Annotated in this window: 11 protein-coding genes; 8 read left to right on the plus strand and 3 right to left on the minus strand. The window is 64.8% G+C overall.

Annotated elements, in window-relative coordinates; genetic code table 11:
- Window positions 1-23: 23 nt before the first annotated feature.
- On the minus strand, window positions 24-905 hold the full coding sequence (locus JYG34_RS22330; RefSeq protein ID WP_213658367.1) for a heme/hemin ABC transporter substrate-binding protein: 882 nt from the start codon (window positions 903-905) through the stop codon (window positions 24-26).
- Window positions 906-1,071: 166 nt separating this feature from the next.
- Here JYG34_RS22330 and JYG34_RS22335 point away from each other — a divergent pair, with 166 nt between their 5' ends.
- On the plus strand, window positions 1,072-1,389 hold the full coding sequence (locus tag JYG34_RS22335; protein WP_213658368.1) for a Rieske (2Fe-2S) protein: 318 nt from the start codon (window positions 1,072-1,074) through the stop codon (window positions 1,387-1,389).
- Here the strand turns inward: JYG34_RS22335 and sfsA are convergent.
- Both sfsA and JYG34_RS22345 read right to left on the minus strand, forming a co-directional pair.
- The gene (gene sfsA, locus JYG34_RS22340; RefSeq protein WP_213658369.1) at window positions 1,379-2,095 is read right to left on the minus strand and encodes a DNA/RNA nuclease SfsA; all 717 of its coding nucleotides are present in this window, start codon (window positions 2,093-2,095) and stop codon (window positions 1,379-1,381) included. The two genes, JYG34_RS22335 and sfsA, sit on opposite strands and share 11 nt — an antisense overlap.
- Window positions 2,095-3,267 carry a pyridoxal phosphate-dependent aminotransferase gene (locus JYG34_RS22345; RefSeq protein WP_213658370.1) on the minus strand — a complete coding sequence of 391 codons (1,173 nt, stop codon included), beginning with the start codon at window positions 3,265-3,267 and terminating at the stop codon, window positions 2,095-2,097. Before JYG34_RS22345 ends, sfsA begins: the two co-directional genes overlap by 1 nt.
- A 213-nt stretch (window positions 3,268-3,480) precedes the next feature.
- Between JYG34_RS22345 and dksA the strand changes: the two genes are divergently transcribed.
- From dksA to folK, 7 genes are all read left to right on the plus strand, one after another.
- A complete protein-coding gene (gene dksA / locus JYG34_RS22350) occupies window positions 3,481-3,924 on the plus strand; it encodes an RNA polymerase-binding protein DksA (protein WP_213658371.1) in 444 nt (147 codons plus the stop codon).
- Window positions 3,925-3,989: 65 nt separating this feature from the next.
- Window positions 3,990-4,877 carry a tRNA glutamyl-Q(34) synthetase GluQRS gene (gluQRS, locus tag JYG34_RS22355; protein ID WP_213658372.1) on the plus strand — a complete coding sequence of 296 codons (888 nt, stop codon included), beginning with the start codon at window positions 3,990-3,992 and terminating at the stop codon, window positions 4,875-4,877.
- 246 nt (window positions 4,878-5,123) lie between these two features.
- The gene (locus tag JYG34_RS22360) at window positions 5,124-5,300 is read left to right on the plus strand and encodes a hypothetical protein (RefSeq protein ID WP_003250005.1); all 177 of its coding nucleotides are present in this window, start codon (window positions 5,124-5,126) and stop codon (window positions 5,298-5,300) included.
- Entirely contained in the window at window positions 5,284-8,259 is a 2,976-nt protein-coding gene (locus tag JYG34_RS22365) for a sensor histidine kinase (RefSeq protein ID WP_213658373.1), read from the plus strand. The genes JYG34_RS22360 and JYG34_RS22365 overlap by 17 nt, the downstream gene beginning before the upstream one ends.
- A gap of 4 nt (window positions 8,260-8,263) precedes the next feature.
- A complete protein-coding gene (locus tag JYG34_RS22370) occupies window positions 8,264-9,703 on the plus strand; it encodes a sigma-54-dependent transcriptional regulator (protein WP_213658374.1) in 1,440 nt (479 codons plus the stop codon).
- Between the two features lie 791 nt (window positions 9,704-10,494).
- A complete protein-coding gene (locus JYG34_RS22375; protein ID WP_213658375.1) occupies window positions 10,495-11,889 on the plus strand; it encodes a polynucleotide adenylyltransferase PcnB in 1,395 nt (464 codons plus the stop codon).
- Between the two features lie 2 nt (window positions 11,890-11,891).
- Complete coding sequence (gene folK / locus JYG34_RS22380) at window positions 11,892-12,371, plus strand: 2-amino-4-hydroxy-6-hydroxymethyldihydropteridine diphosphokinase (RefSeq protein ID WP_213658376.1); 480 nt, start codon at window positions 11,892-11,894, stop codon at window positions 12,369-12,371.
- The last annotated feature ends 223 nt before the right edge of the window (window positions 12,372-12,594 follow it).

Genomic DNA, 12,594 nt, shown 5'->3' on the forward strand with positions numbered 1-12,594 from the left:
AGTACGAGGCGCGACCCGCTGTCTCATTGGCCAAGGCTGTCCTTGGCCGCTGGGTAGAAGCTTGCCGCCAGGTCATGCAACGTGGCGGGCAGGCGCGGCCCCAGGCCACCGACCAGCAAGGTAGGGTCGAGCGACACAAGACGCTTGTCACGCACCGCCCGCGAAGCGGCCAGGGCTGGGTTCTCTTTCAGCAGTGCCTGCAAGGCCTGCTCGCCACTGAGGGTGCGATCGGAGAACACCACTACGTCCGGGTCCAGGGCGGCCAGGGCCTCCACCGAGAAGTTCTTGTACCCTTGGTGATCGGCGAGGTTGCGCGCGCCGGCCTGGCGCAGCACCCAGTCGCCGGAGGTGCCCTGCCCCGCGATCAGCGGCTTGGCACCGGCATGCCCGACCAACAGCAACACCCCCGGCGCCTTCTGGCTGGCCTGGGCCTGTTTGATCTGGTTTTGCAGGGTGTCCAACTGCTGGTGGTAGTCAGCGGCCAGCGCGGTGGCCTTCTGCTCGCTCCCCAACAGCACACCCAGCTGCTTGAGGTTCTGGTCCACCGCGCCCAGTTCGGCCTTGCTGGAGAGCAGTTCGACGCGCACACCCGCCTTGCGGATCTGCGCCAGCACCGGCGGTGGCCCCATCTCCTCGGTACCGACCAGCACATCCGGGCGCAGGCTGAGAATGCCTTCAGCCGACAACTGGCGCTGGTAACCGATACTGGGCAGCGCCTTGAGGGATTCGGGGTGCTGGCTGGTGGTGTCGACGCCGACCAGGCGCTGTTCGCCGCCCAGGGCGCTGATCCACTCGCTCAGCGCGCCCCCCGCGCTGACCAGGCGTTGCGGCAGTTCGGCGGCCAGTGCCTGGGTGGAAAGAGCAAGACCGGCGCACAGGGCGAGCAGGGCAACGGGACGGCGCATCTTCGGGTTCCTTTGCAGGTGGCGAGCCGCGCGCCTTGTGGCGGGCGACGCAAGTGCGCACCATAGGCAGCCTGGCGCGGCGAATGCGGGCAATTTGATAATTATTCGCATTGAAGCGTCAAGCCATCCCTTTGTCACACGGCTTAACCGGAAGAAATTACCTTCGATGCATTTTGTATGTGCCTCCACTGACCTCGCCGAAGGCCACAGCCGCGCCTTCAGCGTAGCTGGCGTGTCACTGTTCGGGGTGCGCCGCCAGGGCAAGGTCCACCTCTACCGCAACCGCTGCCCGCATCGCGGCATCCCGCTGAACTGGGAGGCGGACCGCTTTCTCGATGACAGTGCCAGCCTGATCCACTGCGCCCACCATGGCGCGCTGTTCGTGATCGACAGCGGCGAGTGCGTGGCCGGCCCCTGCGAAGGCGAGTGGCTGGAGGCCCTGGACTGCCTGGAAGACAGCCAGGGTATCTGGCTCACGGATTGAGCAACACCGGCAATCGCCGGTCGATGACGATCCCACGGGCATCCAGGCGCGTGCCGTAGGCCAGCACTTCGACGCCTTCCGCCACCGCGGCGCGCAGGGCCTGGGCGTAGGCGGCGTCGATTTCCTCTGCCGGGCGCACCGCTTCGATGCCGGTCAGGTTCACGCAATACAGTTGCACCGCGCGAATCCCTTGCCGTGCCAGCGCCGCCAGCTCGCGCAGGTGCTTGGCCCCGCGCTGGGTGACGGCATCCGGGAAGGCCGCCACGGGCGTATCCGGGAAACCTAGCGTGACACTCTTGACCTCGACGTAGGCCGGGCGGCCCTCGGCGAACTCCAGATAGAAGTCGATACGGCTGCGCTCCTCGCCATATGCCACTTCGCGCTTGAGCCGCTCGAACCCGGCCAGTTCGCTGATGGTGCCCGCACGCAGCGCTTCCTCGACCAGGGCATTGGCGCGCCCGGTGTTGACGCAGGCCAGCCGGCCCTGGGGCGTTTCGCTGATTTCCCACGTGCCGGGCAGTTTGCGCTTGGGGTCGTTGGAGCGGCTGAACCATACTTGCCCACCTTCGCGCATGCAGTTGAGCATGGAGCCGGTGTTTGGGCAGTGGACAGTGAGTTGCTCACCATTGGCCAGCTCGATGTCGGCCAGGAAGCGCTTGTAGCGGCGCAGCAGGCGCGCCTCTTCGAGTTCCGGGAAAAACACCATCAGCCCTGCCAGCTCCGCAGGCCCCGGGCAATGCGCTGTACCGCCTCTTCCAGGCGCGGCAGGCTCTGGGTGTAGGCGAAACGCACATGATGCCCGGCCTGGTGGCGGCCGAAATCCAGGCCCGGCGTGAAAGCCAGGTGCTCGGTTTCCAGGAAGTGCCGGCAGAAGGCGAAGGCATCACCGCCGAATTTGCTGATATCGGCGTACAGATAGAAGGCGCCCTGTGGCTCGACGGCGATGCCGAAGCCCAATTCGCGCAGCGCCGGCAGCAGGTAGTCACGGCGGCGGGCGAACTCGGCGCGGCGCTCTTCGAGAATGGCCAGGGTTTCCGGCTGGAAGCACGCCAGCGCGGCATGCTGGGCCATGCTGGGGGCACTGATGTAGAGGTTCTGTGCCAGCTTCTCGAGGTCGCCCACCGCCGAAGGTGGGGCAACCAGCCAGCCCAGGCGCCAGCCGGTCATGCCGAAGTATTTCGAGAAACTGTTCAGGACGAAAGCCTCGTCGTCCACTTCCAGCACGCTGGGTGCATCCATGCCGTAGGTCAGGCCGTGGTAGATCTCGTCCACCACCAGATGGCCATGGCGCTCGCGGGTGGCCTTGGACAGGCTGGCCAGCTCGTCGCGGTCGAGCACCGTGCCGGTCGGGTTGGCCGGCGAGGCCACCAGGGCACCCACGGTATCCTTGTCCCAGTAACGCTCGACCAGATCGGCGGTGAGTTGGTAATTCACTTCCGGCCCCACCGGCACCAACTGCGCGCCGCCTTCGACCAGGCGCAGGAAGTGGCGGTTGCACGGGTAGCCCGGGTCCGCCAGCAGCCAGTGCTTGCCTGGGTCGACCAGCAGGCTGCTGGCCAGCAGCAGCGCGCCGGAACCGCCCGGCGTGATCAGCACGCGCTCCGGGTCCAGGTTCACACCGTAGCGCTGGCCATAGAACCCGGCGATCGCCTCGCGCAGTTGTGGCAGGCCGCGAGCCGCGGTGTAGCGGGTGTGGCCCGCCGCCAGGGCCGCCTGGCCAGCGGCGACGATCGGCGCGGCGGTGGTGAAGTCCGGCTCGCCGATCTCGAGGTGGATCACGTCGTGGCCTGCGGCCTGCAGCTCGTTGGCGCGGGCCAGCAGGGCCATGACGTGGAAGGGTTCGATGGCGCGACTGCGCGCACTGTGTGGCTGAGCCATGGGCCTTCTCTCAATTGGGTCTAAACTGGTGATTCTACCTGTGCACACGACCGAACGCGCCGGCCAGGCCACTGTCAAAAGCAGGCATAGAGCGGGGTAGCGCACCCCGGATCTATCTGGTAAGTTCGGCGGCTCGCAGTCGCAGGGCCGGCGGGCGCCGGAGATGGAAGCAAGCCTGCGCATTGGATCAGATGAGTGAGAGGCGGTCTATTCATGTCCACCGTAGAAAAGCAAAAAGTCCAGACCATGTACGGTGTCGAGCCCTACGTAGAGACCAAGGGCGAAGAGTACATGGGCAAACCCATGAAAGCGCACTTCACCAAGCTCCTCAATGCCTGGAAAGGCGAGCTGATGGTCAGTGTGGATCGCACCGTGGACCACATGAAGGATGAAGCTGCCAACTTCCCCGACCCGGCAGACCGCGCCAGCCAGGAAGAAGAGTTCGCCCTGGAACTGCGCAACCGTGACCGTGAGCGCAAGTTGATCAAGAAGATCGACAAGACCCTGCAGAAGATCCAGGACAACGATTACGGCTGGTGTGAGTCCTGTGGCATCGAGATCGGCCTGCGCCGCCTGGAAGCCCGCCCGACTGCCGACCTGTGCTTCGACTGCAAGGAAATTTCCGAGAAAAAGGAAAAGACGGTCGGCAAAGGCTGATCCCTCTCCCTTTCAGACGGGGCGCATCATGCGCCCCGTTTTCATTTATACAGCCTGCACAGCCCATGAACGACTCCCGCTACATCGGCCGCTTCGCCCCCACCCCCAGCGGCTTCCTGCATTTCGGTTCGCTGGTGGCCGCCCTCGCCTCCTGGCTCGATGCCCGCGCTGTGAACGGCCGCTGGCTGCTGCGCATGGAAGACACCGACCCGCCCCGGGAAATGCCCGGTGCCCGTGACGCTATCTTGCAGACGCTTGAGCGCTACGGCCTGGAATGGGACGGCGAGGTGGTGTTCCAGAGCCAGCGCCACGAGGCCTACGCCGCCGTCGTCGACCGCCTGTTCAACATGGGCCTGGCCTACGCCTGCACCTGCTCGCGCAAGCAACTGGAAGGCTACGACGGTGTCTACCCGGGGTTTTGCCGCAATGCCGGGCATGCTCGCGAAGGTGCGGCGATCCGCCTGCGGGTGCCAGAGCTGATCTACCGGTTCAGCGACCGGGTCCAGGGCGGGTTCGAGCAGCACCTGGGCCGTGAGGTGGGTGATTTCGTGATCCAGCGCCGAGATGGGCTGTACGCGTATCAGCTGGCGGTGGTGCTGGACGATGCCTGGCAGGGTGTCACCGACATCGTGCGGGGCGCGGACCTGCTGGACAACACGCCGCGCCAGCTGTACCTGCAGGAGTTGCTGGGCTTTTCGCAGCCGCGTTACCTGCATATCCCGCTGATCGTCCAGCCGGATGGCCACAAGCTGGGCAAGTCGTACCGTTCGCCACCGCTGGAGGCGGAGCAGGCGACGCCATTGCTGTTGCGTGCCCTGCGCGCGCTCGGGCAGCAGACGGATTCGGCGCTGGAGGGCGCCAGCCCGGCCGAAGTGCTTGCCGTGGCGCGTCAGCAGTGGCAGCCGGAAAATATTGCACGGCAAATGACGGTGCCCGAGGCCGAATTGCGCTGAGGCAGTGATGGCCCTTTCGCGGGTAAAACCGCTCCCACAGGTAAAGCGCCAGACTTGAGGGCAGCGCAATCCCTGTAGGAGCGGGTTTACCCGCGAAGAGGCCAATACGGGCAACCTCTATCACCAATATAAAAACCCAACAATTTCAAATCCTTGGCGAACCCTCCCGATTCCGGCTAGCATCGCCCCAGCCATTTGCGCCAATAATAAGTCCAAGCCCGCAGCGCCCAACCCATCGAGGCCAGCATGTACATCTATCGTTTGGTCCTGCTTCTGGTCGTGGGGATCTACCTGTTCTCCCCGGCCATCATGGACTGGTGGATCGAACCGACCGGTGCCTGGTACCGCCCTTACCTGCTCTGGCTGATCCTGATCGTCGTCACCTTCATCCTGCAGAGCCAACGAGATGCCGATGAGCTTTAGCCTGACCCAGATGATCCTGATCAGCGCCGCCTACCTGCTGGTGCTGTTCGGCGTGGCCTGGATCAGCGAACGCGGGCTGATCCCGCGGGCGGTCATCCGCCACCCCCTGACCTACACCTTGTCGCTGGGCGTCTATGCCAGTGCCTGGGCCTTCTATGGCTCGGTCGGCCTGGCCTACCAGTACGGCTATGGGTTCCTCGCCTGCTATCTCGGGGTGTCCGGAGCCTTCCTGCTGGCGCCGGTGCTGCTCTACCCCATCCTCAAGATCACCCGCACCTACCAACTGTCTTCACTGGCCGACCTGCTGGCGTTTCGCTTTCGCAGCACCTGGGCCGGTGCACTGACCACGGTGATCATGCTGATCGGCGTGCTGCCGTTGCTGGCCTTGCAGATCCAGGCGGTGGCCGACTCGATCAGCATTCTCACCGGCGAGCCGGTCAAGGCACGGGTAGCGTTCGCCTTCTGCGTGCTGATCATCCTGTTCACCATCTTCTTCGGCTCACGGCATATCGCCACCCGCGAAAAACACGAAGGCCTGGTGTTCGCCATCGCCTTCGAATCGGTAATCAAGCTGGTGGCGCTGGGCGGTATCGGCCTGTACGCGCTGTATGGCGTGTTCGGCGGCCCTCACGGGCTGGAGGTCTGGCTGCTGCAGAACCAGACCGCCCTCGCGGCCCTGCACACCCCGCTGCAGGAAGGCCCGTGGCGCACCCTGCTGCTGGTGTTCTTCGCCTCGGCGATCGTCATGCCGCACATGTACCACATGGCCTTCACCGAGAACTTGAGCCCGCGCTCGCTGGTCAGCGCCAGCTGGGGCCTGCCGCTGTTCCTGCTGCTGATGAGCCTGGCCGTGCCGCTGGTGCTGTGGGCCGGCCTGCGCCTGGGCGCCAGCACCAACCCCGAGTACTTCACCCTCGGCCTGGGTATTGCCGCCAACAACGAGGCGCTGGCCTTGCTTGCCTACGTCGGCGGGCTGTCGGCCGCCAGCGGGCTGATCATCGTCACCACCCTGGCGCTGTCGGGCATGGCGCTGAACCACCTGGTGCTGCCGCTTTACCAACCGCCGGCCGAAGGCAATATCTACCGCTGGCTGAAATGGACCCGCCGAGCGCTGATCGTCGCCATCATCACCGCCGGCTTCGTCTTCTACCTCACCCAGAACAACCACCAGAGCCTGGCCAACCTGGGCATCGTCGCCTTCGTCGCCACCCTGCAGTTCCTGCCCGGGGTGCTCTCGGTGCTGTACTGGCCGACCGCCAACCGCCGCGGCTTCATCGCCGGCCTGGTGGCGGGCACGCTGGTGTGGATGGTGACCATGCTGCTGCCGCTGCTGGGCAACCTGCAGGGCTTCTACATCCCCCTGCTGGACATGATCTACGTGCTGGACGACACCAGCTGGCACATGGCGGCCATCGCCTCGCTGGCGGCCAACGTCCTGCTGTTCACGCTGATCTCGCTGTTCACCAACGCCAGCAGCGAGGAAGTCAGCGCCGCCGAGGCCTGCGCGGTGGACAATGTGCGCCGCCCGCAACGCCGGGAACTGCACGCCGCCTCGCCCCAGGAGTTCGCCACGCAACTGGCCAAACCGCTGGGAGCAAAGGCTGCGCAGAAGGAAGTGGAGCAGGCCCTGCGCGACCTCTACCTGCCGTTCGACGAGCGCCGCCCCTATGCCCTGCGGCGCCTGCGCGACCGCATCGAGGCCAACCTCTCGGGGTTGATGGGCCCGAGCGTGGCCCAGGACATGGTCGAGACCTTCCTGCCGTACAAGTCGGGCAATGAGAACTATGTCACCGAGGACATCCACTTCATCGAAAGCCGCCTCGAGGACTACCACTCGCGCCTGACCGGCCTTGCCGCCGAGCTTGACGCCCTGCGCCGCTACCACCGCCAGACCCTCCAGGAACTGCCCATGGGCGTGTGCTCGCTGGCCAAGGACCAGGAGATCCTGATGTGGAACAAGGCGATGGAGGAACTGACCGGTATTGCCGCCAAGCATGTGGTCGGCTCGCGCCTGGTGACCATCGACGAACCCTGGCGCGGCCTGCTGCAAGGCTTCATCAACGTGCCCGACGAACACCTGCACAAGCAGCGCCTGGCCCTCGATGGCCAGCCGCGCTGGCTCAACCTGCACAAGGCGGCCATCGACGAGCCGCTGGCCCCAGGCAACAGCGGCCTGGTGCTGCTGGTCGAGGACCTGACCGAGACGCAAGCGCTGGAAGAGAAGCTGGTGCACTCCGAACGCCTGGCCAGCATCGGCCGCCTGGCCGCTGGCGTGGCCCACGAGATCGGCAACCCGATCACCGGCATTGCCTGCCTGGCGCAGAACCTGCGCGAGGAACGCGAGGGCGATGGCGAGATCATCGAGCTGTCCAGCCAGATCCTCGAGCAGACCAAGCGTGTGTCGCGCATCGTCCAGTCGCTGATGAGCTTCGCCCACGCCGGCGGCAGCCAGCAGAACAGCGAGGAGCCGGTGTGCCTGGCCGAAGTGGCGCAGGATGCCATTGGTCTGCTGGCGTTGAACCGGCGCAACTTCGAAGTACAGTTCTTCAACCTCTGCGACCCGGACCATTGGGTCGAGGGCGATCCGCAGCGCCTGGCCCAGGTGCTGATCAACCTGCTCTCCAACGCCCGCGACGCCTCGCCACCCGGCAGCGCCGTGCGGGTGCGCAGCGAAGTCAGCGAGCACACCGTCGACCTGGTGGTCGAGGACGAGGGCAGCGGCATCCCCAAAAGCATCATGGATCGGCTGTTCGAACCCTTCTTCACCACCAAGGACCCGGGCGAGGGAACCGGACTGGGGCTTGCTCTGGTCTATTCCATCGTGGAAGAGCATTATGGGCAAATCACCATCGACAGCCCGGCCGACATCGAGCGCCAACGTGGTACCCGGATCCGCGTGACCCTGCCCCGGCATGTCGTAGCGACGTCCCCTGAAATTCGAGACCGTCGAGAGAATTGAATCAATGCCGCACATTCTGATCGTCGAAGACGAAACCATCATCCGTTCGGCCCTGCGTCGCCTGCTCGAGCGGAACCAGTACCAGGTCAGCGAGGCCGGCTCGGTGCAGGAAGCCCAGGAACGCTTCAGCATTGCCACCTTCGACCTGATCGTCAGCGACCTGCGCCTGCCGGGCGCCCCGGGCACCGAGCTGATCAAGCTTGGCCAGGGTACCCCGGTGCTGATCATGACCAGTTACGCCAGCCTGCGCTCGGCGGTGGACTCGATGAAGATGGGCGCGGTGGATTACATCGCCAAGCCCTTCGACCACGACGAGATGCTTCAGGCCGTGGCCCGCATCCTGCGTGACCGGCAGAACACACCGGCCGCCGCGCCAGCCGCCGAACCACGCGCCGGCAACGGCAAGGCCGCCGGCGACAAGGCCGGCAGCGCGCCTGCCAACGGCGAGATCGGCATCATCGGCTCCTGCCCACCGATGCAGGACATGTACGTCAAGATTCGCAAGGTCGCCCCGACCGACTCCAATGTATTGATCCAGGGTGAGTCCGGCACCGGCAAGGAACTGGTCGCCCGTGCCCTGCACAACCTCTCGCGCCGGGCCAAGGCACCGATGATCTCGGTGAACTGCGCGGCGATTCCGGAGACACTCATCGAGTCGGAACTGTTCGGCCATGAAAAAGGTGCCTTCACCGGCGCCAGCGCCGGCCGCGCCGGCCTGGTCGAAGCGGCCGACGGCGGCACGCTGTTCCTCGACGAGATCGGCGAGTTGCCGCTGGAAGCCCAGGCTCGCCTGCTGCGCGTGTTGCAGGAAGGCGAGATCCGCCGGGTCGGCTCGGTGCAGTCGCAGAAGGTCGATGTGCGCCTGATCGCCGCCACCCACCGCGACCTGAAAAACCTGGCCAAGGCCGGGCAGTTCCGCGAAGACCTGTATTACCGCCTGCACGTCATCGCCCTGAAACTACCCGCGCTGCGCGAACGTGGCAGCGACGTCAACGAAATCGCCAATGCCTTCCTCGCCCGCCAGAGCGCCCGCATCGGCCGCGACGACCTGCACTTCTCCCACGAAGCCGAGCAAGCCATCCGTCACTACAGCTGGCCGGGCAACGTGCGCGAGCTGGAGAACGCCGTTGAGCGCGCGGTGATTCTCAGCGAGAGCGCGGAGATTTCCGCCGACCTGCTGGGGATCGACATCGAGCTTGGCGATCTGGAAGACGACGACACACTGGACAACCTACCAACGCTCGTCAGTGCCAACAACGCCAGCCACGAGCCGACCGAGGACCTGTCTCTGGAGGACTACTTCCAGCATTTCGTCCTCGAGCACCAGGACCACATGACCGAGACGGAATTGGCCCGCAAGCTGGGGGTCAGCCGCAAATGCCTGTGGGAACGCCGCCAGCGCCTGGGCATCCCGCGGCGCAAGAGCAACGCCACCAGCGAGTAACGCCACTCGTCAATCGAGGCCTCGACCGGCCATTCGCGGGCAAGCCCGCTCCCACAGGTACAGCGCCACTCCTGTGGGAGCGGGCTTGCCCGCGAATGGGCCTACCCCGGCCTTCCTGGTAACACATCAGTTCCCACAAAAATCTGTTACCCCTGCCCGATGGCGTAACAGCTCCCGAGGCGTACGGTAACGAATTTTCTATATTTGCCCGCCCCTCGCACTCCGCTCGACCCGCCAACCCCCCGGTTTCATTGGGTTTTCAAAAGTTGGCACGGCACCTGCTATATCTTTCGTACAAGAACAATAACAAGCACTGCAACTCAGAATAAGAACAAGACGAAACGGCTCACGCACAATAAGAACAAGACGGCGGAGGCGCAGCTAACTGATTCTTTTGGAGAGGAGTTGTGTTTGGGGCTTGCCCCACGATCAGGCAGAGAACAACAAAAACTGCACTCAAAAGCAGCACCTGAACTGATTGGATCGAAAGATCAGCATCATCTCGGCGACCAAAGCAATCCGTTTGCTCTTCACCCCCAGGTTTGGGGGTCGTTCACAAGCTTCGAGATTTGTGGACAGGGCACTCAACAAAAACAAGAAGCCCAGCAGAAAAATAATAAGAGCACACAACGACTTGGTGGGGAGCTTCGGCTCCCCATGTCGTTTCTCCCGCTCCGGCATCACCGTCCACACAGCGCCTACACCATTCCCCCAGTAAATGCTAGAATCCCCGGCCATCATGCGGCCATTCTCCTATCCTTGGCCGAACATTCCTTCAAACAGTGCATCCCATGCTGAAGAAGCTGTTCCAGTCGTTCCGCCCCCCCGTCCATGGCCAGCACCACAGGCGCACCACGCCTGAAGTGATCAACAAGAGCCAGCACTCGCTGCAGCGCAGCCAGTTCAGCCGCCATGCCGTGGGCATCGTCGAGCGCCTGCAGGCGGCCGGCTACCAGGCCTATCTCGTCGGTGGCTGCGTGCGCGACCTGCTGCTGGGCATCACGCCCAAGGACTTCGACGTCGCCACCAGCGCCACCCCTGAACAGGTACGCGCCGAGTTCCGCAACGCGCGCATCATTGGCCGGCGCTTCAAGTTGGTCCACGTGCATTTCGGCCGCGAAATCATCGAAGTCGCCACCTTCCGCGCCCCTCACTCGGATGAAGACCAGGCCGACAGCCACCGCTCGTCGCACAACGCCAGTGGTCGCATCCTGCGTGACAACGTGTACGGCACCCTGGAAGAAGACGCGCAGCGCCGCGACTTCACCATCAACGCCCTGTACTACGATCCGGTCAGCGAGCGCATCCTCGACTACGCCAACGGTGTGCACGATATCCGCAACCGCCTGCTGCGCTTGATCGGCGACCCCACCCACCGTTACCAGGAAGACCCGGTGCGCATGCTGCGGGCCGTGCGCTTCGCCGCCAAGCTGGACTTCGGTATCGAGAAACACACCGTGGCGCCGATTCGCAAGCTCGCACCGATGCTGCGCGACATCCCGCCGGCCCGCCTGTTCGAGGAAAGCCTCAAGCTGTTCCTCAACGGCCAGGGTGCGATAACCTTCGAGATGCTGGTCGACCTGGAGCTGTTCGAGCCCCTGTTCCCGGCCAGCAGCCACGCGCTGGAAGAACGCCCGACGTATACCCACACCCTGATCAGCCAGGCACTGACCAACACCGACCTGCGCGTCAAGCAGGGCAAACCGGTAACGCCTGCGTTCCTGTTCGCCGCACTGCTCTGGCCAGCCCTGCCGGGCCGCGTGCTGTACCTGCAGAGCCAAGGCGTGCCGCCGATCCCGGCCATGAACGGTGCGGCCCACGACCTGATCGCCGAACAATGCCAGCGCATTGCGATCCCGAAACGCTTCACCCTGCCGATCCGCGAGATCTGGGACATGCAGGAGCGCCTGCCACGGCGCAGCGGCAAGCGCGCCGACATGATGCTGGACAACCCACGCTTCCGCGCCGGCTACGACTTCCTGCTGCTGCGTGAAAGCGCGGGCGAGGAAACCGACGGCCTGGGCCAGTGGTGGACCGACTACCAGGACGCCAACGACAGCCAGCGCCGCGACATGATCCGCGAGCTGGGCAGCCGTGACGAAGGCGCCAGCGCCGGTGCCGGCCCGCGCAAGCGCAAACGCAGCGGTTCGAAGCGCAAGCGTGACGACGAGCAGGCCTGGGACTGAGCATGGCCACCCGTGCGTTCATCGGCCTGGGCAGCAACCTCGACCAGCCCATCGAGCAGTTGCGCAGCGCCTTCCAGGCACTGGACCTGATCGCCGACACCCGCCTGACGGCGGCGTCGGCGCTCTATACCAGTGACTCGCTGCTGCCCGGCCAGCCACGCTACACCAATGCCGTGGCGGCCATCGACACGACGCTGCCCCCCCTTGAACTGCTCGACGCCCTGCAAGCCATCGAGAACGACCAGGGCCGTGTGCGCAAGGAGCGCTGGGGCCCACGTACCCTCGACCTCGACGTGCTGCTGTTCGGCGATCAGGTCATCGACGTACCGCGCCTTAAAGTGCCGCACTACCACATGCACGCACGCCCGTTCGTGCTCTACCCGCTCGCCGAGCTGGTACCTGCCGACTTCCGCCTCGCCGATGGCCGTCACCTGGCGCACTTGCTCCAGGATTGCCCGTTCGTCGGCCTGGAACGCCTGTAATCCGGGCGTTCCAGAGGACGGTAACGCCAGTAACACCCACGGCGTAACAATGCGGTAACACGGGTCATTGACTTCCCCCACCTCGCTCACGACTATAGGCGTCCCGCGGCGCCACTATGCCGCAATCACCCATTTAGGCTCGGACGGACCTGCGCCCGAACATCACGACCGATGATGTGCCGCTCCGGAAGATGAATGCACGCGTTGTACGCAGTTGTTGTTC

This window comes from Pseudomonas entomophila, assembly GCF_018417595.1.
GTDB classification, from domain to species: Bacteria; Pseudomonadota; Gammaproteobacteria; order Pseudomonadales; family Pseudomonadaceae; genus Aquipseudomonas; species Aquipseudomonas entomophila_C.

Coding starts and splice junctions, on each gene's coding strand:
- JYG34_RS22365 (WP_213658373.1), top strand. CDS start 5,284: ATGCCGATGAGCTTTAGCCTGACCCAGATGATCCTGATCAGCGCCGCC.
- JYG34_RS22360 (WP_003250005.1), top strand. CDS start 5,124: ATGTACATCTATCGTTTGGTCCTGCTTCTGGTCGTGGGGATCTACCTG.
- dksA (WP_213658371.1), top strand. CDS start 3,481: ATGTCCACCGTAGAAAAGCAAAAAGTCCAGACCATGTACGGTGTCGAG.
- JYG34_RS22375 (WP_213658375.1), top strand. CDS start 10,495: ATGCTGAAGAAGCTGTTCCAGTCGTTCCGCCCCCCCGTCCATGGCCAG.
- gluQRS (WP_213658372.1), top strand. CDS start 3,990: ATGAACGACTCCCGCTACATCGGCCGCTTCGCCCCCACCCCCAGCGGC.
- JYG34_RS22345 (WP_213658370.1), bottom strand. CDS start 3,267: ATGGCTCAGCCACACAGTGCGCGCAGTCGCGCCATCGAACCCTTCCAC.
- JYG34_RS22370 (WP_213658374.1), top strand. CDS start 8,264: ATGCCGCACATTCTGATCGTCGAAGACGAAACCATCATCCGTTCGGCC.
- JYG34_RS22330 (WP_213658367.1), bottom strand. CDS start 905: ATGCGCCGTCCCGTTGCCCTGCTCGCCCTGTGCGCCGGTCTTGCTCTT.
- JYG34_RS22335 (WP_213658368.1), top strand. CDS start 1,072: ATGCATTTTGTATGTGCCTCCACTGACCTCGCCGAAGGCCACAGCCGC.
- folK (WP_213658376.1), top strand. CDS start 11,892: ATGGCCACCCGTGCGTTCATCGGCCTGGGCAGCAACCTCGACCAGCCC.
- sfsA (WP_213658369.1), bottom strand. CDS start 2,095: ATGGTGTTTTTCCCGGAACTCGAAGAGGCGCGCCTGCTGCGCCGCTAC.